Source organism: Variovorax sp. GW458-11-26-14-LB1 (assembly GCF_059423965.1).
Genome location: NZ_JBWKYW010000004.1, coordinates 114,565 through 136,373, shown reverse-complemented (window position 1 = coordinate 136,373; position 21,809 = coordinate 114,565). Strand labels below are relative to the sequence as shown.

The 21,809-nt window shown below is 67.9% G+C and carries 22 protein-coding genes; 4 read left to right on the top strand and 18 right to left on the bottom strand.

The genetic code is table 11. The features are described 5' to 3' along the window. Nucleotides 1–202 precede the first annotated feature (202 nt). The 13 genes from AC07YS_RS04555 to AC07YS_RS04495 all read right to left on the bottom strand — a co-directional run bounded on the left by AC07YS_RS04555 (nt 203) and on the right by AC07YS_RS04495 (nt 11,277). Nucleotides 203–1,681: a DegQ family serine endoprotease gene (locus AC07YS_RS04555; RefSeq protein ID WP_492732035.1), complete on the bottom strand. Its 1,479-nt coding sequence runs from the start codon at nt 1,679–1,681 to the stop codon at nt 203–205. A 108-nt stretch (nt 1,682–1,789) separates the two neighbouring features. Then, nucleotides 1,790–2,857 carry a MucB/RseB C-terminal domain-containing protein gene (locus tag AC07YS_RS04550; protein WP_495268097.1) on the bottom strand — a complete coding sequence of 356 codons (1,068 nt, stop codon included), beginning with the start codon at nt 2,855–2,857 and terminating at the stop codon, nt 1,790–1,792. A gap of 38 nt (nt 2,858–2,895) precedes the next feature. Then, entirely contained in the window at nt 2,896–3,570 is a 675-nt protein-coding gene (locus AC07YS_RS04545; RefSeq protein ID WP_495268098.1) for a sigma-E factor negative regulatory protein, read from the bottom strand. 17 nt (nt 3,571–3,587) lie between these two features. Beyond that, nucleotides 3,588–4,262 (bottom strand): RNA polymerase sigma factor RpoE, encoded by a 675-nt coding sequence (rpoE, locus tag AC07YS_RS04540; RefSeq protein ID WP_235926394.1) that lies wholly within the window; start codon nt 4,260–4,262, stop codon nt 3,588–3,590. Nucleotides 4,263–4,271: 9 nt separating this feature from the next. Then, entirely contained in the window at nt 4,272–4,754 is a 483-nt protein-coding gene (locus AC07YS_RS04535) for a hypothetical protein (protein WP_495268099.1), read from the bottom strand. A gap of 13 nt (nt 4,755–4,767) precedes the next feature. Continuing rightward, nucleotides 4,768–6,012, bottom strand: a complete 1,245-nt coding sequence (fabF, locus tag AC07YS_RS04530) for a beta-ketoacyl-ACP synthase II (protein ID WP_062475546.1) — start codon at nt 6,010–6,012, stop codon at nt 4,768–4,770. A 96-nt stretch (nt 6,013–6,108) separates the two neighbouring features. Next, nucleotides 6,109–6,348, bottom strand: coding sequence for an acyl carrier protein (gene acpP / locus AC07YS_RS04525; RefSeq protein WP_007830471.1), 240 nt, complete (start codon nt 6,346–6,348; stop codon nt 6,109–6,111). A 100-nt stretch (nt 6,349–6,448) separates the two neighbouring features. After that, nucleotides 6,449–7,192 carry a 3-oxoacyl-ACP reductase FabG gene (gene fabG / locus AC07YS_RS04520; protein WP_062475549.1) on the bottom strand — a complete coding sequence of 248 codons (744 nt, stop codon included), beginning with the start codon at nt 7,190–7,192 and terminating at the stop codon, nt 6,449–6,451. A gap of 30 nt (nt 7,193–7,222) precedes the next feature. Next, nucleotides 7,223–8,176: an ACP S-malonyltransferase gene (gene fabD, locus AC07YS_RS04515; RefSeq protein WP_495268100.1), complete on the bottom strand. Its 954-nt coding sequence runs from the start codon at nt 8,174–8,176 to the stop codon at nt 7,223–7,225. A 51-nt stretch (nt 8,177–8,227) separates the two neighbouring features. After that, nucleotides 8,228–9,205, bottom strand: coding sequence for a beta-ketoacyl-ACP synthase III (locus AC07YS_RS04510; RefSeq protein ID WP_070062242.1), 978 nt, complete (start codon nt 9,203–9,205; stop codon nt 8,228–8,230). Then, nucleotides 9,205–10,302 carry a phosphate acyltransferase PlsX gene (plsX, locus tag AC07YS_RS04505; protein WP_495268101.1) on the bottom strand — a complete coding sequence of 366 codons (1,098 nt, stop codon included), beginning with the start codon at nt 10,300–10,302 and terminating at the stop codon, nt 9,205–9,207. The genes AC07YS_RS04510 and plsX overlap by 1 nt, the downstream gene beginning before the upstream one ends. A gap of 61 nt (nt 10,303–10,363) precedes the next feature. Then, entirely contained in the window at nt 10,364–10,546 is a 183-nt protein-coding gene (gene rpmF, locus AC07YS_RS04500) for a 50S ribosomal protein L32 (protein ID WP_057592299.1), read from the bottom strand. 173 nt (nt 10,547–10,719) lie between these two features. After that, complete coding sequence (locus AC07YS_RS04495) at nt 10,720–11,277, bottom strand: YceD family protein (protein ID WP_095746469.1); 558 nt, start codon at nt 11,275–11,277, stop codon at nt 10,720–10,722. Between the two features lie 86 nt (nt 11,278–11,363). On the opposite strand from AC07YS_RS04495, the gene AC07YS_RS04490 reads away from it, so the two are divergent. The 3 genes from AC07YS_RS04490 to AC07YS_RS04480 are packed head-to-tail and all read left to right on the top strand — an operon-like array spanning nt 11,364 to nt 13,878. Continuing rightward, nucleotides 11,364–11,945: a Maf family protein gene (locus AC07YS_RS04490; RefSeq protein ID WP_495268102.1), complete on the top strand. Its 582-nt coding sequence runs from the start codon at nt 11,364–11,366 to the stop codon at nt 11,943–11,945. Further along, a complete protein-coding gene (locus tag AC07YS_RS04485; RefSeq protein WP_369646081.1) occupies nt 11,942–12,709 on the top strand; it encodes an SAM-dependent methyltransferase in 768 nt (255 codons plus the stop codon). The genes AC07YS_RS04490 and AC07YS_RS04485 overlap by 4 nt, the downstream gene beginning before the upstream one ends. Nucleotides 12,710–12,711: 2 nt before the next feature. Beyond that, complete coding sequence (locus tag AC07YS_RS04480; RefSeq protein WP_495268103.1) at nt 12,712–13,878, top strand: MFS transporter; 1,167 nt, start codon at nt 12,712–12,714, stop codon at nt 13,876–13,878. A gap of 13 nt (nt 13,879–13,891) precedes the next feature. Here AC07YS_RS04480 and AC07YS_RS04475 read toward each other — a convergent pair whose 3' ends face one another. From AC07YS_RS04475 to AC07YS_RS04460, 4 genes are read right to left on the bottom strand one after another with little or no spacing between them, the layout of a single operon-like run. Next, nucleotides 13,892–14,932, bottom strand: coding sequence for a S49 family peptidase (locus tag AC07YS_RS04475; protein WP_056572114.1), 1,041 nt, complete (start codon nt 14,930–14,932; stop codon nt 13,892–13,894). Between the two features lies 1 nt (nt 14,933). After that, entirely contained in the window at nt 14,934–15,302 is a 369-nt protein-coding gene (locus AC07YS_RS04470) for a Rieske (2Fe-2S) protein (protein ID WP_495268104.1), read from the bottom strand. A gap of 10 nt (nt 15,303–15,312) precedes the next feature. Next, complete coding sequence (locus tag AC07YS_RS04465) at nt 15,313–15,987, bottom strand: HAD family hydrolase (RefSeq protein WP_369646079.1); 675 nt, start codon at nt 15,985–15,987, stop codon at nt 15,313–15,315. Then, a complete protein-coding gene (locus tag AC07YS_RS04460) occupies nt 15,980–17,080 on the bottom strand; it encodes an RluA family pseudouridine synthase (RefSeq protein ID WP_495268105.1) in 1,101 nt (366 codons plus the stop codon). Before AC07YS_RS04460 ends, AC07YS_RS04465 begins: the two co-directional genes overlap by 8 nt. Before the next feature lie 548 nt (nt 17,081–17,628). Between AC07YS_RS04460 and AC07YS_RS04455 the strand changes: the two genes are divergently transcribed. After that, nucleotides 17,629–20,859, top strand: a complete 3,231-nt coding sequence (locus AC07YS_RS04455; protein WP_495273682.1) for an Rne/Rng family ribonuclease — start codon at nt 17,629–17,631, stop codon at nt 20,857–20,859. Between the two features lie 61 nt (nt 20,860–20,920). On the opposite strand, the gene AC07YS_RS04450 is transcribed toward AC07YS_RS04455, so the two are convergent. After that, a complete protein-coding gene (locus AC07YS_RS04450; RefSeq protein WP_495261035.1) occupies nt 20,921–21,799 on the bottom strand; it encodes a LysR family transcriptional regulator in 879 nt (292 codons plus the stop codon). Nucleotides 21,800–21,809 lie beyond the last annotated feature (10 nt).

The window sequence follows — 21,809 nt, the reverse complement described above, 5'->3', positions numbered from 1 at the left end:
TATGCGCTGACTGGCCGCCAGGAGCTGTCTATTCTACCGAAATTCGTCCTTAGCCCTTTTATAAGTTAGTGAACGCAAACAAATCTTGTAGTTTTCGAGGCCCCGGATTTTTTTAGAGGCCGGCACCGAAGCGTCGTAAACACCTCGAAAAAATGGCCCCAAACCCGACTGCCGGGTGGGGCCACTTGACGCCGCCGCCGTATCAGCGTGCGGGTCGGATCAGGGCGTACTGCGCCCAGTCGCCCCGGCGGTAGAGCACGCTGAGCGACTTGGCCTTGTCCGCCTTGGTGACCGCCGCCTCGAATTCGCGGGCATTCGCCACCTCGAGATTGCCCACCGCGAGGATGACGTCACCCTCACGCAGGCCGGCCCGTGCCGCGGCGTCGTTGGCGGCATCGACCTTCACGCCGCCCTTCAGCTTGAGCTCTTTCTTCTGCGCATCGCTGAGGTCGCTGACCGCGAGGCCCAGCGACTTGAGGGCCGCGGAAGCAGACGGCTTCGCAGCCGGCTCATCGCGGTCGGTCGCGCGCTTGGCGGGCTTGTCCGGCTCGATCTCGGCGATGGTCACGCTCAAGTCGCGCGAGCTGCCGCGGCGGAACACGGTCAGCGTGCTCTTGGTGCCCGGCTTGGTGTTGCCCACGAGACGCGGCAGGTCGCTCGGCTTTTCGATCGCCTTGCCGTCGAACTTGGTGATGACGTCGCCCGGCTCCACGCCGGCCTTCTCGCCCGGCGACCCGGCTTCGACGCCGCGCACCAGCGCGCCCTGCGCCTTGCCCAGGCCGATGGCTTCAGCCACGTCCTTGGTGACCTGGTCGATCTGCACGCCGATGCGCCCGCGCGAGACGCGCCCCGAGGTGCGCAGCTGCTCGCTGACGCGGATCGCCTCGTCGATCGGGATCGAGAACGAGATGCCCATGAAGCCGCCCGAACGCGAATAGATCTGGCTGTTGATACCCACCACTTCGCCGCGCATGTTGATCAGCGGGCCGCCCGAGTTGCCGGGGTTGATGGCCACGTCGGTCTGGATGAACGGCAGGTACTCGCCGGTGTCGCGCTGCTTGGCGCTCACGATGCCGGCCGTGACGGTGTTCTCCAGGCCGAAGGGCGAGCCGATCGCCATCACCCACTCGCCCACGCGCAGCTTGGAGATGTCGCCCACCTTCACCGCGGGCAGGCCCGTGGCTTCGATCTTCACCACGGCCACGTCGGTGCGCTTGTCGGCGCCGATGATCTTGGCCTTGAACTCGCGCTTGTCGGGCAGCGTGACCAGTACCTCGGAGGCGTCTTCCACCACGTGTGCATTGGTCATGACGTAGCCGTCGCCCGTCAGGATGAAGCCCGAGCCCACGCCGCGCGGACGTTCTTCTTCCTGCTGCGGACGGTTCGGACGCGGCCCCTGGCGTGGCGTGCCCGGCAGCGGCTGGCCGAAGAAGCGGCGAAAGAACTCCTGCATCTCCTCGTCCATCTCGCCGTTGCCGCCGCCGCGCTGCGCGACCTTCTCGACGGTGCGGATGTTGACCACGGACGGACCGACCTGGTCGACCAGGTCGGTGAAGTCGGGCAGCGTGCGCGTCTGCGCATGCACCGACTCGACCGGCAGGAAAGTGGCGCCGGCCGTCAGCGCCAGCGCAAAGGCCAGCAGACCGGAACGAAGCTTGTGTCCCTCGACTTTGAACATCATCGGTTGTCTTTCAAAAAGAACAGAGCTGCAAATAACGACAGAGGCTATGAGTACCCGGCGCCGGCTTGGTTCAGCCCGAACGCCTGCACGGCGTCAGCGCACCGCCCGTCAGCGCGTGCGCGCGAGGCTCTGGGCAAAGGCATTGAGCGTCTGCTGCGGCACCTCGCCGACCGCGGTCAGCCACCAGTCGCTGGCCGGTGCGGGCAGTCGCCGACGGATCGCGTTGGTGGCACCGATGGTCAGCACGCCATCGCTGGGCGTGCGCGCGGGGTCGTAGCGTTCGATGAAGAGCGAGACCGTCGCCAGTCCGTCGGAGAAGGTCCACTGGACGGTGGTTGCCTCGGGCTTGGGCGGCTTGCCGTCGCCGGCGGGCAGCGCGGGGCGCCGGAAGAAGCTTCGGGGCTTGAATCCGGCCACGGGTGTGCGCAGCATCCAGCCTTCGTCCTGCGCGGTGCTGCGCTCGAGTTCGAGCTTCTCGATGCGGTAGCCGTTCGTGTTGGCCATCATCTGCGCGAGCGCTTGCGCCTTCACGGGCGCATCGAGCTGCAGCTCGGAAAACGCCGACTGCTCGACCACGCGGGTGTCGCTGTCGACGGTCTGGAGCTTCACCACAAGGCCGGAGCGGCGCTCGCTCCAGATGCGGTAGCCGAAGCGCAGGCCGTCGCGCGGCACCAGCTGCACCACGTCGGTATCGAAGCCCGCGACGCGGTCCTTGCCGATCGCGCGCACGTCGTAGTAGTCGCCCACCGACGAATCGGGCTTGTCGGGCAGATTGGGGAAGAGGTCGAGGTTCTCGCGCTTCTCGACCTTCACGACCTTCGCCTCGGGCAGGAAGGTCATCACGTTGCGGTTGCGCCGGAAGGTCGAGCGCGGCGGGCCCGACAGCGCTTCGATGCGCTCCAACTGGTGATCGCCGTCGCGCACATGCCAGATGCGCGCGCTCGACAGGTCTCCGCCCGGGGCCGACACCACGAAGGTGCCCACGTAGCTGCGCTGCCGTGCGCCCGCATGCATGCGCTGCAGCCATTCGGTCACGCCCATGGCCGGCGGTTCGTCGGTCTGCGCCGAGGGCACGCTCTTCGTGTTCGCCGCACCGTAGCGGGTCTGCGCGGTGGCCATCTGCCCCAGGCAAAGAACAGCAAACGCGAGCACCAGGGTGCGTGCGGAAATCGGCATGTGAACAACGGTCATTGCAGGCGGCGACGGTCGCGCAATCAGCGCGTGGGGCCCTCGAAGGTGGCGTTGCGCAGGAAACCGGACGGCATTTGCGACGCACCACCGGCCTGCTGGTGGGCTTCGAGCAACTGGTCAAGGCGCGGATCGCGCAGCATGACTTGCGGATTGCCATTGCCGACCAGCACGCGGGTTGGCGTCAGAGCGCCGCTGCCGGGCGCCGCGCTGCCACCGGCCGCGGCCGCGAGCACCGAGTTCGCCACGGGCGGCTGCACCGCGGCCAGTTGGGCACCGCCGTTCGGCACCGCGGCACCGTTGCCGACCAGCGTCCAGCTGATGGCCGCCACGGCCATCAGCGACGCGGCACCGGCCACCAGCTTCCAGCGGAACACCGGCTCGTTGGCCGCCTCGGCGCGTTGCCGCACAGGCATCGCAGCCGGCACGGCGGCCAGCGGTGCCACGGCCGCAGGCGGCGCCGCCACGACCGGCTCTTGCGCCAGCCGCTGTTGGAAACGCGCCAGGAAGGCCGAGGTGTCGCTGCAGCGCGAATGCGCCGACGAGCGCAGCACATCGCCCACCACGTGATAGGCGTGCCAGGCGTCGCGCGAGTCGTCCTCGGCGCAGACGGATTCGATCGCACGCGCGAACGCCTCACCCTGCAAATGGCCGTCCGCCAGCGCGGACACCTGTTCCCGAACCGTCATCGTCTGATTCATGTCATTCACCTGCTGATCTACCAACGCTTGCCGGACTGGTTGTCCAGCAGCGGCTTGACCCTGGCCGAAATGGCCTCACGCGCCCGGAAAATACGCGAGCGCACCGTGCCGATCGGGCAATCCATGACCTCGGCAATCTCTTCGTAACTCATCCCCTCGATCTCGCGCAGCGTGACCGCCTGGCGCAACTCGGTCGGGAGCGCTTCCATGGCAGCCTCGACGGCACTGGCGATTTCATTCGCCGCCATGACCGATTCGGGGGTTTCATCGCTGGTTGGTTCGTTTCCAGGACGGTAAGTTTCATCTTCGTCGTCCGAGGACGAACGCAGTGCACTTTCGGAGACGGTCGGATCGCGCTTCATGTCCACCAGCGCCTTCTTGGCGGTGTTCACGGCGATCCGGTACAGCCAGGTGTAGAACTGCGCCTCGCCGCGGAACTGGTGCAGCGCGCGGTAGGCCCGGATGAAGGTCTCCTGGGCGATGTCCTCGATCAGGTCGACATCGCGCACCATGCGCCCGATCAGCCGTTCGATGCGGCGCTGGTACTTGATGACCAATAGCTCGAACGCCTTCTGGTCGCCCGCGACGGTGCGCTGGACCAGCTGGAAATCGACCTCACCCGGGCGCGGCGCCTGCGCCGCCTCATCGGGCAGCGCGGACTCCGGAGGCACGGGAGGCAAAGAAGTGGTCATCGAAACGGGTCAGGGCGCGTCGGCCGGAGCGGTCGCGCGCCAGGGATCGCCGGCCGGCTCGGCCGCCGGGGGCCGCGCATAGACCGCGCGGCGCACGTCGCGCCAGCGCTCGGGCATGGCCCGCTGCTCGAGCCAGACCCATCGCGCCGCGCGGCCGGGTTCGGCCAAGCGGACCAGCAACAGCGACTGGAAATCGAGCGCCACCACGGCGCGCGCGGCGAGCACGCCGCGCGTCGGATCGGCACCGGTCAGCGACCAATGCGATCCATCGAAATGCAGCGTCGCCGCACCGTCGCGCCGCAGGCCGAAACCTGCCGCGACACCGGAAAAGACGACGCTGAGAAGCAGCAGCAACTGGCGCCAGCCATTGCTATCGAACAGATAGCAGGCCGCGCCCGCGCAGCAGACGCCCAGGGTCCAAAGGGCCAGAAGAATCCGGGTCGCGCCGCGGGTGCGCCCCACCGGATAGGTCACCGACGGTGCGCTGTGCATGGGAGAGCGACGCTCAAGCGCGCTTGAACACCAGCGTGCCGTTGGTGCCGCCGAAGCCGAAGTTGTTCTTGACCGCGACATCGATCTTCAGATCGCGCGCCTCGTTGGCGCAGTAGTCGAGATCGCACTCCGGATCCTGGTTGAAGATGTTGATCGTCGGCGGGCTCTTCTGGTGATGCAGCGCGAGCACCGTGAACACCGATTCGATGCCGCCCGCGCCGCCCAGCAGGTGGCCGGTCATGGACTTGGTCGAATTGACGACGAGCTTCTTCGCGTGATCGCCGAAAGCCAGCTTGACCGCGTTGGTCTCGTTGAGGTCACCGATCAGCGTCGAAGTGCCGTGCGCGTTCAGGTACTGGACCTCGTCGGCGTTGACACCCGCATTGGCCAGTGCCATCGCCATCGAACGGCGCGGGCCGTCGACGTCGGGCGCGGTCATGTGGTACGCGTCGCCGGTCATGCCGAAGCCAGAGACCTCGGCGTAGATCTTGGCGCCGCGCGCCTTAGCGTGTTCGTACTCCTCGAGCACCAGCACGCCAGCGCCCTCGCCCAGCACGAAGCCGTCGCGGTCCTTGTCCCACGGGCGCGAGGCTGTGGCGGGATCGTCGTTGCGGGTGCTCAGCGCGCGAGGCGCGGTGAAGCCGCCGATGCCGAGCGGAGAAATGGTCGATTCAGCGCCGCCCGCGATCATGACGTCGGCATCGCCGTACTCGATCATGCGCGCCGACGTGCCGATGGCATGCAGGCCGGTGGTGCAGGCGGTCACGACGGCGATGTTCGGGCCCTTGAAGCCGTACTTGATCGAGACATGGCCCGAGATCATGTTGATGATCGACGCCGGCACGAAGAACGGCGAAATGCGGCGCGGGCCGCGGCTCGCGTACTCGCCGTGCGTCTGTTCGATCATCGGCAGACCGCCGATGCCCGAGCCGATGTTGCAGCCGATGCGCACGGCCTTTTCATAGGACAGCGCTTCGCCGGTCGGCAGTCCGCTGTCCTGCACCGCCTGGATGGCGGCGGCGAGTCCCAGATGAATGAAGCGGTCCATGTGACGCGCTTCTTTCTCCGAGATGTATTGGGTGATGTCGAAACCCTTGACCTCACCGGCGAACTTGCAGGCGAAGGCGCTTGCATCGAACGCGGTGATGTTCGCAATTCCCGACTTCCCGGCCAACAGGTTGGTCCAGGATTCGGTTGCGGTGTTTCCGACAGGAGCGATGCAACCGAGTCCGGTCACGACGACGCGGCGTTTGGTCATGCCGGCAAACCTTTCTGGAAGCGCTGAGCAGCTGCCGAGCGGCGCGGGCGGTTGAAAAAAGAGCCGCCGGCCGTCGTTGCAGTGTCAGCTGGCCGATCAGGCCTTTTGATTCTTGGTGGCGTAGTCGACGGCGTTCTGCACCGTCGTGATCTTCTCTGCGTCTTCGTCCGGGATCTCGATGCCGAACTCGTCTTCGAGTGCCATCACGAGTTCGACCGTGTCGAGCGAGTCAGCGCCGAGGTCGGCCACGAAAGCCTTTTCGTTCGTCACTTGGGACTCTTCCACGCCGAGCTGCTCGGCGATGATTTTCTTGACACGTGCTTCGATATCGCTCATTTGATTCCCTCTAAGGGTTGTAGGTAACTGGTGGATTTTAGCCGGGCGGCCCGTGGCATTTGCCCCGCGCTCCGGTACGGAAAAAGATTGCGCCTTTCGGCTACATGTGCATGCCGCCGTTGACGTGCAGCTCCTGCCCCGTCACGTACGAGGCCTGCGGCGATGCGAGGTAGGCCACCGCATGCGCGATGTCGGCCGGCTTGCCCAGGTGGCCCAGCGGGATCTGCGAGAGCAGCGCCTGTTGCTGGGCTTCCGGCAGGCTGGCCGTCATGTCGGTTTCGATGAAGCCCGGCGCGACACAGTTGACCGTGATGTTGCGGCTGCCGAGTTCGCGGGCCAGCGCACGGGTCATGCCCGACACGCCGGCCTTGGCGGCCGCGTAGTTGGCCTGGCCGGCATTGCCGGACGCGCCCACCACGCTCGTGATGCTGATGATGCGGCCATAGCGCTGTTTCATCATCGGGCGGATCACCGCGCGCGAGAGACGGAAGACGGCCTTGAGGTTGGTGTCAAGCACCGCGTCCCAGTCGTCGTCCTTCATGCGCATGGCGAGCGTGTCGCGCGTGATGCCGGCGTTGTTGACCAGCACGTGGATCGCGCCGTAAGCCTGCACGATCTCGTCGATCAGGGCTTCGACGGCAGCACCGTCGTTCACGTCGAGCGCACGGCCGCGGCCGTCGAACGCGCTCAGCGCCTGGGTGATCTTGGCGGCGCCGTCGTCGGTGGTGCCGGTGCCCACGACCTTGAGGCCGCGCTGCGCGAGTTCGAGCGCAATGGCAGCGCCGATGCCGCGCGTTGCGCCGGTGACCAGGGCGACCTGGCCTTCGAATTTGGGAGTGCTCATAAGAGAAAGAGTATCGGGGCCTGGCGGCGTTCAGCCGGCGAGCGATTGTCGGACGTCCGCGAGGGTGGCCGGGTCGTACACCGACGCGGCTTCCAGTTCGGGGGCGATGCGCTTCACCATGCCGGCCAGCACCTTGCCGGGACCGCACTCGATGATGGCGGTTGCACCGCGCAGTTTCAAGGCCTGAACGCTCTCGACCCAGCGCACCGGACCGGCAGCCTGGCGCACCAGGGCATCGCGGATGCGGCCGGCATCGGTCTCGACGGCCACGTCGATGTTGTTGAGCACCGGAATCTGCGGCGCGGCCAGCGCCACGCTCGCGAGCTTCTCGCGCAGGGCTTCGGCCGCGGGCTTCATCAGGCTCGAATGGAACGGCGCCGACACCGGCAGCGGCAATGCGCGCTTGGCACCGTTGGCCTTCAGCAGCTCGCAGGCCTTGTCGACCGCGGCCTTGCTGCCGGCGATCACGGTCTGCATCGGATCGTTGAAGTTCACGGCCTCGACCACTTCGGCGCTGCCGGGGCCGAACGTGGCGGTGGCTTCGGCGCAGCCGGCGACCACCTTGTCGGACGCCATGCCGAGGATCGCCGCCATCGCGCCGACACCGACCGGCACCGCCTGCTGCATGGCCTGCGCACGAAAACGCACCAGCGGTGCGGCCTGCGAGAGCGTGAGCACGCCCGAGGCCACCAGCGCCGAATACTCGCCCAGCGAATGACCGGCGACCACGGACGGCGTGGCGCCGCCTTCAGCCAGCCAGGCACGCCAGGCGGCCACGCCAGCCACCAGCATCACGGGCTGCGTGTTGGTGGTGAGCGCCAGTTCTTCCTTGGGGCCGTTCTTGATCAGCGCGCCGATGTCCTCGCCCAGCGCTTCAGAGGCTTCGCGCAGGGTCTCGACCACGGCCGGGTGATCGCCCCAGGCGTCGAGCATGCCGACCGCCTGCGAGCCCTGACCCGGAAAGACAAAAGCAAAGGATTTCATTGTTGTTTCTTCGTCACCGCGCCGACGCCCGCTCCGGGGCGCCGCGACGCACTACAAATTCAATAGCACCGCGCCCCAGGTGAAGCCACCGCCCACGCCTTCCAGCATGAGGGTCTCACCCTTCTTCACCTTGCCCGATCGCACGGCTTCGTCGAGCGCCAGCGGGATCGAGGCGGCCGAGGTGTTGCCGTGCTCGTGCACCGTGACGACCAGCTTCTCGCGCGGCAGCTTCAGCTTCTTGGCCGTGCCTTCCATGATGCGGATGTTGGCCTGGTGCGGGATCAGCCAGTCGATGTCGGCCTCGGTCTTGCCGGCCTTGGCCAGCGTGGCGCGCGCGGCGTCTTCGAGCACGCGGACCGCCAGCTTGAAGACAGCCTGGCCGTCCATGTGCAGCAGCGGCGTGCCGAGCACGTTGCCGCCCGACACGTGGCCGGGCACGCACAGGATGCCGACGTGCTTGCCGTCGGCATGCAGGTCGCTGGCCAGGATGCCGGGCTCGTCGGAGGCCTCGAGCACCACCGCGCCCGCGCCGTCGCCGAACAGCACGCAGGTGGTGCGGTCGTTGAAGTCGAGGATGCGGGAGAACACTTCGGCGCCGATCACCAGCGCGCAGCGCGCGGTGCCCGTGCGGATCATCGCGTCGGCCACCGTCAGTGCGTAGACGAAACCGCTGCAGACCGCCTGGACGTCGAAGGCCGGGCAGCCGGCAATGCCGAGCTTGTGCTGAAGGATCGCGGCCGACGACGGGAACACCATGTCGGGCGTCGAGGTCGCGACGATGATCAGGTCGACATCGCTCGCCTTGCGACCGGCGGCTTCCAGCGCGTGTTTCGCGGCTTCGAGGCCGAGATCGCTGCTGCTGACATCGGGCGCCGCGAAGTGGCGCGCGTGGATGCCGGTGCGCTCGACGATCCACTGATCGGAAGTTTCGATGCCGCGTGTCGCCAGATCCTTGGCAAGGTCGTCATTGGTGACGCGGCGGGGGGGCAGGTAGCTGCCGGTGCCGGTAATGCGCGAAAAAGGGGTCATCAAGCGTGAAGGGCTGTCGCGTCGGCCGGCGCCGCCGACTCCTGCCGCGCGAGCAAAGGCGCGGCGTGGGCGATGCGGGCCCGCACGCGATCGAGCAGGTTGTTGCGAGCGGCATCATAAGCGCGATCCAACGCATGGCCGAAAGCCACTTCGTCGGCCGAGCCATGGCTCTTGAACACCAGCCCGCGCAGGCCCAGCAAGGCCGCGCCGTTGTAGCGACGGTGATCCAGACGACCTTTGAACGCTTTTAGAACCGGGTAAGCAACAATAGCCACCAGTTTCGTGAGAATGCTTCGCGAAAACTCGACACGAATGAACTCGCCAATCATCGACGCGACGCCTTCGCTGGCCTTCAGCGCCACGTTGCCGACAAATCCGTCGCATACGACGATGTCGGTCGTGCCCTTGAAAATGTCGTTCCCTTCGACGTTGCCGTAGAAGTTCAGATCCTTGGAGTTGGCAGCTGCACGCAGCAGTTGGCTGGCCTTCTTGATGGTTTCGCTGCCCTTGATGGCTTCTTCGCCAATATTGAGTAAGCCGACCGAAGGCGATTCGTTGCCGGTCAATGCCGAAACGAGCGCCGAGCCCAGCACGGCGAACTGGAGCAGGTCTTCGGCGTCGCAATCGACGTTCGCACCGAGATCGAGCACGGTGGTCGCCCCGCCCTTCACATTGGGCAGCTGCGGCGCGATGGCCGGACGGTCGATGCCATCGAGCGTCTTGAGAAGATAGCGTGCGATCGCCATCAATGCGCCCGTGTTGCCGGCAGATATGGCCGCTTGCGCCGCGCCATCCTTGACTTGCTGGATCGCGACGCGCATCGAAGAGTCCTTCTTCTTGCGCAGGGCGATTTCGATGGGATCGTCCATGCCGACCACTTCGCTGGCCGGCACGATGCGGGCGCGCGGATGGTCGGCAAACCCCGCCAATGCGGCCGGTGCACCGACGAGCAGCAACAAGGCTTCGCTGTGCCGCTCGAGAAACGCGCGGCAGGCCGCGAGCGTGACACGCGGCCCATGATCACCCCCCATGCAATCCACGGCGAGCGTGATTGCGGCGGGCGCAGCAGTGAGTTCGGGAGAAAAAGGCGCAGCCATCAAAACAAAGGCCCGACGCTACAGCAAAAGTAGCTTCGGGCCTTGGCCTTGGGATTCGAGATCAGGCTTCGGACTTGTTCTTGAGCACCTGACGGCCGCGGTAGAAACCGTTCGGGCTGATGTGGTGGCGCAGGTGCGTTTCGCCGGTGGTGGGCTCGACAGCGATGCCGGGCACACCCAGGGCGTTGTGGGAACGGTGCATGCCGCGCTTGGAAGGCGACTTCTTGTTTTGCTGGACGGCCATGATGGCTCCTGGACGGTTAGGTGGGTGACTGGATGCGGGCTCAAGCGGTGGCAATGAGGCGAAAGCTCCGGCGGCATGCATGGAATGCCACGTTCTGCCTTTGCCTTGTATGCATTGCTGCTCACGGCGGCGCGCGCGAAGCCCATGATTATAGCCCAGCCAAAGAGAAAGGGCTACTTGCCCTCTTCGGGCTTGCGCGGACGCAACGCACCGAGCACGGCAAAGGGGTTCGGCTTGGCCTCTTCGGCCGCCTGGAAATCGTCGTCGCTGGAGGACAGGCGCACCGGCGTCGGGCACACGTCGTGGACCGGCATGACGGGGATTTCCATCAGCAGCTCGTCCTCGATCAGCCCGCGCAGGTCGAAGTCGCGGCTGACGACCAGCAGGTCTTCGTCGGACTCCTCGTCTTCCGCCTCGGCCGTGGCCTCGTCGGCCACGAAGCGGAACCAGCGGTCCACGAACAGTTCGGTATCGACCGGCGACAGGCAGCGCTGGCAGACCAGCGGCACGGTGGTTTCGACGTCCAGATGCAGCCAGGGCGTTGCCTTGCCGTCGGCGCCGGGGCGCTCTTCGCCGGTCGCTTCCCAGCGGACCACGGCATCGGTGGCCGGCGTCGCCAGTTCGGCGACCAGGCGTGCGAAACCCGGGACCGGATCGGCACCATCCAGCGTGGCAGCCGCCGCGGTGAACGCGGGCACATTGAGCCTTTCGGGGGCAAATTCTCTCTTCATCCGTCCCAGTCTAGCGCGCCGGCCGGCCTCCCAGGCGAGCAACCCGTCGAGCCGGTCGGGTCCGGTCGCTCACGCACAATCGCTGCATGCAACGCACCGTGATCCTCGCCTCGACCTCGCGCTACCGGCGCGAACTGCTCACCCGCCTCCATCTGCCCTTCGAGGTGCACGCCCCCGACGTCGACGAAACCCCGCTCGACGGCGAAACGCCCCGCGCGCTGGCCGAGCGCCTGGCGCTGGAAAAGGCCAATGCCGTGGCCGCGCGCTTTCCCGACGCGGTGGTGATCGGCTCCGACCAGGTCGCCGACCTGGCGGGCGAAGCGCTCGGCAAGCCCGGCGACCACGCACGAGCCACCGCCCAATTGCGCCGCATGCGCGGCCAGACGCTGATCTTCCAGACCGCCGTAGCCGTCGTCTGCCATGCGACGGGCTTCGTCCAGCGCGACATCGCCCCCGTGCGCGTGGTGTTCCGCGACCTCTCGGACGCCGCCATCGAGCGCTACCTATTAACAGAGCAGCCCTACGACTGCGCCGGCAGCGCCAAGAGCGAGGGCTTCGGCATCGCCCTGCTCGACGCCATCGACAGCGACGACCCCACCGCGCTGGTCGGCCTGCCCCTGATCCGCACCTGCCGGATGCTGCGCGCCGCGGGGGTCGACCTGCTGTGACCACCCCAGGCAAGCTCTACCTCGTCCCCGCGCCGCTCGATTTCGGCTGCGACCTCCAGGCCCCGCTGCAGGACGCCCTGCCGCTGGGCACGCTGCAGGCCGCCGCAGGCATCACGCACTGGATCTGCGAGAACGCCAAGTCGGCCCGCGCCTACCTGAAGCGCATCGACGCCGTCGTGCCGCTGGCCGCGCCGCTGCAGGCGCAGAACATCCAGGAACTGCCGCGCGAGGTGCACAAGAAAGGCGACCACGCCGGCCAGTTCGACGCCCGCCCGCTGCTGGCCGCCGCACTCGAAGGCCACGACGTCGGCCTGCTGAGCGAAGCCGGCATGCCCGCCGTGGCCGATCCTGGCTCGTCGGTGGCGCGCGCCGCGCACGACCTGGGCATCACCGTCGTGCCGCTCACCGGACCGGTGTCTTTGCTGCTGGCCCTCGCAGCAAGCGGCCTGAACGGACAGAACTTCGCCTTCGTCGGCTACCTGCCGCAGGACGGCGGCGAACGCCAGGCGCGCATCCGCGAGCTCGAGGCGCTCGCACTCAAGACCGGCCAGACGCAGCTCTTCATCGAAACGCCGTACCGCAACGCCGCCCTGCTGCAGGCGCTGGTGCAGACGTTGCAGCACAACACCCGCCTCGCCGTCGCGCGCGGCCTGACGCTCGCCACCGCGCAGGTGCGCAGCGAGACGGTGAAAGCCTGGCGCGCCGCCAAGCCGCAGGCCACGACCGACGAGCGCCTGCCCGCCGTGTTCGCGATCGGGCGCTGAGGGTGGGGCCGGGCGTCACGGCCGGTACGCGCTGGGCGTCGCGCGCCCAGTTCTTCGCGTCGGGCTTCATCTTCGCGACCTGGGGCGTGCACGTGCCGACAGTCAAGGCGCACTACGCCATCGACGAGGCGCAGCTCGGGCTCGCCATGCTCGCGGCCGGCGCCGGCGCGATGGTCGGCCTGACCAGCGCCGGGCGCTGGATCGGCCATCACGGCCCGCGCCGCATGGCCGCGCTCTGCGGCTGCGTCTACGCCCTGCTGATCGCCGGCCTCATCGCGATGCCCGGCTATGCCGCGCTGCTGGGCCTGCTGGCGGTGTTCGGCCTGGTCACCAGCGTGTTCGACGTGGCGATCAACACCGAAGCCGCGCAGCTCGAATTGCGCGGCAATCAGCCGTTGATGAGCGGCATGCACGGCATGTTCAGCCTCGGCGGCATGGTCGGCGCCGCGAGCGGCAGCGCGGCGCTGGCCGCCGGCATGGCGCCGCAGACCCACTTGTGGACGGTGGCCGTGGTGATGATCGGGCTGGTCGCAATCGCGTCGACGCGCATGCTGCCCACGCCGGCCGCACCCGCCGACGGTGCGGCTGCGGCGGACCACGGCTTTCGTCTGCCACGCGGCGTGCTCGCGGTGCTCGGCGTGCTGGCCGCGCTGGGGCTGATCGCCGAGGGCGCCATCTACGACTGGAGCGTGCTCTACATGCAGCAGGAGCTGGGCAGCCCGCAGCAGCAGGCCGCGCTGGCCTATGCGAGCTTTTCCGCCGCGATGGCGGCTGCGCGTTTCGGTGGCGACGCGATGCGCGCCCGCTTCTCACCCACGGCCTTGCTGCGCGGCAGCGGCCTGCTGGCGGCGGGGGCGATGACGCTGGTATTGCTGACCGACCTGCCCTGGCTCGCCTTGCTGGGCTTCGCTGGCGTCGGCGTCGGTTTTGCGAACGTGGTGCCGATCCTGTTCGGCGCTTCGGCCCGCGTGCCGGGCGTGGCGCCCGCCAACGGCATTGCGGCCGTGTCGGCCATCGCTTACCTGGGGTTCATGGCAGGGCCCGCGGTGATCGGCCTGCTGGCGCGGGTCAGCTCCCTGACCGCCGCGCTCTATGTGGTGGTGGCCTTTGCCGCCGCGCTGGCAGCCTCGGCCCGCTTCACCGGCAGCGACGACAGCAGCGCCGCCTGAAAAAAAGCCGCGCTCAGCGCAGCGCCGGCGAAGTCTTCAGCGCACTCACCGAGGCCGCACCCATGGCGGCGCCGAACTTCTTGGCCAGCTTCTCGGCCACGTTGTCGCGGCGCGTGTAGTCGATGACTTCCTCGGCCTTGATCACCTCGCGTGCCACGAAGTCGACGTTGCCCAGCTGGTCGGCCAGGCCGAACTCGACGGCCTGTTCGCCGCTCCAGAACAGGCCACTGAACAGGCCCGGGGTGTCGAGCTTGAGACGGTCGCCGCGGCCGGTCTTCACCACGTTGATGAACTGCGTGTGGATCTGGTTGAGCATCGACTGGGCATGCGCACGCTGCGCGTCGTTCATCGGGCTGAACGGATCGAGGAAGCCCTTGTTTTCACCGGCCGTCAGCAGGCGGCGCTCGACGCCGACCTTTTCCATCACGCCGGTGAAGCCGAAGCCGTCCATCAGCACGCCGATGCTGCCGACGATGCTGGCCTTGTCGACGAAGATCTTGTCGGCGGCGGCGGCGATGTAGTACGCCGCCGAGGCGCAGGTCTCTTCGACCACCGCGTAGACCGGCTTCTTGTGCTTGGCCTTCAGGCGCTTGATCTCGTCGTTGATGATGCCGGCCTGCACCGGGCTGCCGCCGGGCGAGTTGATCAGCAACACCACGCCCTTGGCGCCCTCGTCCTCGAAGGCCGTCTTCATGGCGGCGATCACGAACTCGGCGCTAGCGTCGCCGCCGTTGGCGATCTCGCCCTTGATCTCGACGACGGCCGTATGGGCCGTGGTCTTGGCGGTGCTGGGCGTGCTGCGCGAGAACGCAAACCAGGCCAGGAACACGAAGAAAGCCAGCCAGCCCAGGCGCACGAAGGTCTTCCAGCGGCGCGTGGCCTTCTGCTCATTCAGGGAGGCGAACGCGAGTTTCTCGAGCGTGGCGCGCTCCCACCCGGGGCGCTGCGTGGGATCTTGGGCCATGGTGCGGGGGCTGTCTTGGGATGTCGTGAGGGGGACGGCCGGCTCCAGCGGTTCGAAACCCTGGGGTTCCCTGCGGTTCGGATCGGTCATGTCAGAAGGAAAGAGGTTGGAGGTTCCAGTCAGTATGCCAGTGCACCACGCCGTCTTCTTCGCTCAGCGCGATCTTCACGAGCCCGCCGCGGCACGGCCCGCCCGCGCATTCGCCGGTGTCGGGCTTGTAGACGGCGCCGTGGGTGGCGCACAGCAGCCACTGGCCGCTGTCGTCGAAGAAGCGGTCGGGCTGGAAGTCCATCTCCATCGCCACATGGCTACAGCGGTTGAGGTACGCGTACGGCAGGCCCTCGAAGCGCACCGCGAAGGCACGGCAGGTTTCGCCGCCGTGGACCACGTCGAAGGGCACGGCGTTGCCGCCCTCGACCAGGTCCGAAGCGTTGCACAACGGGATGCGCTGGTTGCTCATGCCCTGCCCCTCAGGCGTTGTCGAGCAGCCAGGCCTGCAGCTCGGCGATCGACTGCGCCACGTACAGCGGCTTGAATTCGTCGAAGGTGGACGACGCATGCGCGCCGAAGCCCACGCCCACGCTGGCGCAGCCGGCGTTCTGCGCCAGCTGCAGGTCGTGCGTGGTGTCGCCGATCATCAGCGTGCGCTCGGCCGGCACGTCGAGCTCTTCCATCAGTTCGAGCAGCATGCGCGGATGCGGCTTGCCGAAGGTTTCGTCGGCGGTGCGCGAGGCGTCGAAGCGGTCGCGCAGCGCCACCGTCTTCAGGGCCTCGTTGAGGCCGCGACGCGACTTGCCCGTGGCCACGGCCAGCTTGTGGCCGCGCGCGCGCAGCGCATCGAGCATGGGCAGCACGCCGTCGAACAGCACGAGGTCGTCCTGGTGCTGCAGGAAGTGATAGCGGTAGCGGGCGCCGAGCTCGGGGTACTTTTCCTTGGGCACGTCGGGCGCCGCGCGCGCGAGCGCCTCGGCCAGGCCCAGGCCGATCACCCAGGCGGCATCGTCCTCGCTGGGCTTGGCGCCGCCGACATCGACCACGGCCGCCTGGATGCAGCGCACGATCAGGCGGGTGGAGTCGTAGAGCGTGCCGTCCCAGTCGAAGGCGATCAGGTCGAAGCGCGGGGGGCGAACGGAAGAATCAGTCATGGGCCGTGGGGGTGGGGTGTTGCGCCATCGCCTCGAGCGCCGCACGCGACATCAGCGCATGCAGCTCGGGCGGCAGCCCGGCCTGCAGCGCAATGCGCTCGCCGCTGGCCGGGTGGTTGAATTGCAGCCGCCACGCATGCAGGAACATGCGCTTGAGGCCGAGTTTGTGCAAGGCGCGCTGGCGCTCGGACTCGCCATATTTGTCGTCGCCGGCAATCGGATGCCCGGCCGAGGCCAGGTGCACGCGGATCTGGTGGGTGCGCCCGGTCTTGATGGTCACCGCCAGCAATGACAGCGGCGTGGCGTCGCCCGGCAGGCTGAGGCGGGCCAGCACGCGCACCAGCGTGACGGCCCGCATGGCGTCAGGGTGGTCCTTGGCGACCACGCGCACGCGGCGTTCGCCGGCACCGGCGCCCGAGCCGTCGGGGAGCAGGTATTTGGCGAGCGGCGCATCGAGCACCTTCTTGTTGGCGGGCCAGTCGCCTTCGACCAGCGCCAGGTAGGTCTTGCCGGTTTCGCGCTCGCGAAACTGGTCCTGCAATGCCACCAGTGCGCTGCGCTTCTTGGCGACCAGCAGGATGCCGGAGGTTTCGCGGTCGAGCCGGTGCACCAGTTCCAGGAACTTGGCGCCCGGGCGCGCCGTGCGCAACTGCTCGATCACGCCGAAGCTCACGCCGCTGCCGCCGTGCACCGCCACACCGGCGGGCTTGTCGATGGCCAGCACGGCCTCGTCTTCGAGCAGCACCGGAAACTCGCGCGCCGGCGCGGGCGGCGTGGCGCCCTCTTCAGCGCGTGGCGAGATGCGGACCGGCGGAATCCGGACCAGGTCACCGTCTTCGATGCGGGTTTCGGCCTGGGCCCGGCCCTTGTTGATGCGCACTTCGCCCGACCGGATGATCCGGTAGACGTGCGTCTTCGGCACGCCTTTCAGATGGCGAAACAGGAAGTTGTCGAGCCGCTGCCCGGCGGATTCAGCGTCGACGGTCAGGTAGTGGATGGCGGCGTGCGGCGTGCCGGTGTCGGCGCCCGCGGGTCGATCTGCGGGATTTGGAGCCCCCGCGGGGCTTTTCTTCGCACCTATAATGTTTTTCACCAGCGCGGTCGTGTAAGTGCTTGATTAGACAGAAGTTTAGAGCACTGACGACCATGCTGTGAGGTCGATGCCGCTTTGGCGTCCAGCCCGCAAACCCCGCGCAATCGCGCAAAGTGGCAGGCCAGGCACCCAAGTCAAGCCGACACCCACGAAACACCGATACGGAATACCCAGCCTGCAGCTTCCAAGCTGCAGGCGGATCGAAGCGAGTCCCTTGTTGTGTTGATGCTGCTGATTCAAATATGCCTGCGCTGGTCGACCTGGTTTCGACCAGTCGCCTCAGGCATTGAATCGCCCGCAGTGCGCGCCACCCTTGCGCAACCGGCTGTCAAAAAGGCAGCCACCCAACACCGAATCTGGCTCGCGCCCATCCACGCGCCCCCACCCCGGCTGTCTTCTTGAGCTGACGCTCGAGAGGCCTGTTCGCGCCTGGCGCGGCAGTCACAGCATCCGGGGCCAAGCGGCAATTCCCTGGTTTCGCGGGCGTCGTCCGTGCATCGTTGGCTCGTCATGAGCCGGTAGAACGATACATATAAGGACAACGCATCATGAAGCGGATGCTGATCAATGCCACGCAGGCCGAAGAACGCCGCCTGGCCATCGTCGACGGGCAGAAACTGCTCGACTACGAAATCGAAATCGAAGGGCGCGAACAGCGCAAGGGCAACATCTACAAAGCGGTCGTGACCCGCGTCGAGCCGTCGCTCGAAGCCTGTTTCGTCGACTACGGCGAAGACCGCCACGGCTTCCTGCCGTTCAAGGAAATCTCCAAGCAGTACTTCGCCGAAGGCGTGTCGGCCAGCCAGGCCCGCATCCAGGACGTGATCCGTGAAGGCCAGGAACTCACCGTCCAGGTCGAAAAGGAAGAACGCGGCAACAAGGGCGCAGCCCTCACCACCTTCATCTCGCTGGCCGGCCGCTATGTCGTGCTGATGCCCAACAACCCCCGTGGCGGTGGCGTGTCGCGCCGCATCGAGGGCGACGACCGCGCCGAACTCAAGGAGGCGATGGACCAGCTCGAGTACCCGAAGGGCATGAGCATCATCGCGCGCACCGCCGGCATCGGCCGCTCGGCGCCCGAACTCCAGTGGGACCTGAACTACCTGCTCAAGCTGTGGACCGCGATCGACGGCGCGGCCAAGGGCGGCAAGGGCGCCTTCCTGATCTACCAGGAATCGTCGCTCGTCATCCGCGCCATCCGTGATTACTTCAATCACGACATCGGCGACATCCTGATCGACACCGACGACATCTACGACCAGGCGCAGCAGTTCATGGCGCACGTCATGCCCGAGCATGCCGCCCGCGTGAAGCGCTACCGCGACGACGCGGCGCTGTTCAGCCGCTTCCAGATCGAGCACCAGATCGAGTCGGCCTACGCCCGCACCGTGCAGCTGCCTTCGGGCGGCGCCATCGTGATCGACCACACCGAAGCACTGGTGTCGGTCGACGTGAACTCGGCCCGCGCCATCAAGGGCGGCGACATCGAAGAAACCGCCACCCGCACCAACCTCGAAGCCGCCGACGAAGTGGCCCGCCAGATGCGCCTGCGCGACCTGGGCGGCCTGATCGTCATCGACTTCATCGACATGGACGAGTCGAAGAACCGCCGCGAAGTCGAAAGCCGCCTGCGCGACGCGCTCCGGCAAGACCGCGCCCGCGTGCAGTTCGGCTCGATCAGCAAGTTCGGCCTGATGGAAATGAGCCGCCAGCGCCTGAAGCCGGCACTGTCCGAAGGCTCGTCGATCCCCTGCCCCCGCTGCGGCGGCTCGGGCCACATCCGCGACACCGAATCGAGCGCGCTGCAGATCCTGCGCATCATTCAGGAAGAGTCCATGAAGGACAACACGGCCGCCGTGCATGTGCAGGTGCCCGTGGAAGTCGCTTCGTTCCTGCTGAACGAAAAGCGCCCTGAAATCGCCAAGATCGAGCTCAAGCAGCGCGTCACCGTGCTGATGGTGCCCAACAAGACGCTCGAAACGCCGAACTACAAGCTCGAGCGACTGAAGCACGACGATCCGCGCCTCGATCACATCGAAGCCAGCTACAAGATGGCCGACGAGATCGAAGACCCGACCTCGGTCACGCGCCGTTCGCAAGAACCCACCAACAAGCAGACGCCGGTCATCAAGGGCGTGCTGCCCGACGCACCCGCGCCCGTGGTGCCGCCCAAGCCCGAAGCGGTGCGCGCTGCGCCCGCGCCCGCCCCGGTGGCCCCGCCCGCGGTGGTCGCTCCGGCCCCGGCACAGACCGGCTTCATGGCCTGGATCAAGAGCTTCTTCGGCGGCGCCTCGCCGGCGCCCGCACCGGCACCGGCCCCCAGCGCCATTCCGGTCGAAGCACCGAAGCCCCGCCGCGAAGGCGGTCGCCCGGGCCGTGATGGCGAAACGCGCGGTGCGCGCGGCGCCGACGGCGAACAGCGCCGTGGCGGACGCGGCGGCGAAGGCCGTGGCGAAGGCGGCGGCCGTTCGGGCGGACGCGACGGCGACCGCCGTGGCGGACGCGGCGGCGAGCGCCGTGAAGGCGGCGAACGCCGCGGCGAGGCTCGCAACACCGAGCAGCGCAACGACAGCACCAACCCGGCACGCGAGCAACGCGAGCCCCGTGAAGCACGCGCCCCGCGCGACGGCGAACAACGCCGTGGCGGTCGCGGCGAGCGCCGCGAAGGTGGCGAAGGCCGCAACGCGCCGGCCGAAGCCCTGCTCGACGGCAACCTGAACCTCGACGCGCAGCAACAGCAGCCGGCACCCGGCGGCGATGAGAACGGCAATGCCGCAGCGGAACGCGCACCGCGCGCCCGCGGCGAGCGCCGTGAACGTGGCGAGCGCGGCGAGCGTGGTGAACGTGGCGGCGAACGCAACGAGCGCGGTGAACGCAACGGCGACGCGCAGCAGCAACAGCCGCGCGACGAAGCCACCGCCGGCGACGGCGAACGCCAGCCCCGCAACGGCCGTGGCGACGAGTCGCGCGGCCCGCGCGGCGAGCGCAACGACGGCCGCCGCGAGCGCCGCAACGACGCGCCTGCCGCCAACGAAGGCGACGCACGCGTGGCCGAATCGGCCTCCGCCGGCGATGCCGAGCAAGGCAACAACGAAGGCAACGAGCAGCAAGCCCCGCGCCGCGAAGGCGAAGAGCGCCGCGGCCGTTCGCGCGACCGTTACGGCCGTGACCGCCGCGAACGCGGTCCGCGTGACGACGCCGGCAACGGTGGCAACGAAGCCAACGGCGCAGACGCCGCACCGGTCGCCGAAGGCGCCGTGGCTGCCGAAGGCCAGGCCGAACGCCAGCCGCAGCAGCAACTGCCGCTGGTGGCGGAAGCCGCTGCCGTGGCTGTGGTGGCCACCGCTGTCGAAGTGCGCGAACCTGCACCGCAGGTGCAAGAGCAGCCGCGCTTCGAGCGCCCCGCCGCGCCCGCACCGGCACCCGTCGCAGCGCCTATCGTGGTCGAAGCCGCAGCCAAGCCCGCAGCCGCAGCACCCGCCGGCAACGGCCGCGCACTGCCCAAGGTGCAGGCCTTCGAACTGCCGCTGAACGAACTCGCGCAGATCGCCGAAAGCTCGGGCCTGCAGTGGGTCAACTCGGATGCCGAGCGCATCGCGCAGGCGCGCGCCGCGATCGCCGCCGAGCCGAAGCCGGTGCACGTGCCGCGCGAGCGCCCGCCGGTGATCGTGCTCGACGAAGGTCCGCTGGTGCTGGTCGAAACCCGCCGCGACCTCGGTTCGATGTCGCTGCCGTTCGAGCAGCAACAGCAGCCGCAGGAACAGCAGCGCTCGCTCTGAGCCCTGCCTCCTCGCAAATGAAAACGGCGCCTTCGTGGCGCCGTTTTTTTTGCTTCGGAATTCAGGCCTGCGGTGGCAGCGCCTCGACACCGGGCAGGTCCGGCATCTCCAGGATCAGCTGCCCGAAGCGGCAGGCACAGGGCGTCTTGCCGTTCTCGCTCCAGATCAGCGAGAAGTTCACGCTCGGCAGCGGTGGCAGGCCGTAGCGGCCGTCGACGATCTTCATGCCCGGCTCCACCTCCTCGCGCGTGAGCACCGTCACCGCGAGCCCCGCCAGCACCGCCGCGCGAATGCCCTGCGGGCTGGCCGAAGTGAAGACCACGTGCCAGTCGAGCGACACGAGGTCGAGCGCCGACCCGGCCACCTGCCGGTTGACGCACGGCTTCGGAAAGAAGGCCAGCGGCAGCGATGCGCCCTTCGGCGCCTCGAAGGCCTCGGCCGCGGCCCACACCAGTTGCGTGCGCCGCAGGCAGGTGCCCTCCACCACGTCGGGCGGCGACATCACGACCGCGAGGTCGAGCTCGCCGGCGCGGATGGCCGCGCGCAAGTCGGTGTGCATGCTCACGCAGACCTCCATGCGCACGGCCGGGAACCCGCGCGCGAACTGCGAGAGCAGCGGCGGCAGGCGGTCGCCCATGAAGTTGTCCGGCACGCCGAAGCGCACCACACCCGAGATCGGCGAGGGCTGAAAGCGCCGCGTCATCGCGTCGAGCGTGTCCAGGATCTGCGTTGCGTAGCGCAGGAAGTCTTCACCGTCCTCGGTCACCGTGAGGCGGCGCGTCGTTCGGTGCAGCAGCGGCCGGCCCACCTGCTCCTCGAGCTTGCGGATCTGGTGGCTGATGGCCGACTGGGTCAGGTGCAGGCGCTCGGCGGCGCGCGTGAAGCCGCCGGTTTCCTTGACGGCCACGAAGGCGCGCAACAGCGTGGGGTCGAAGTCCATGGCGAGTTTT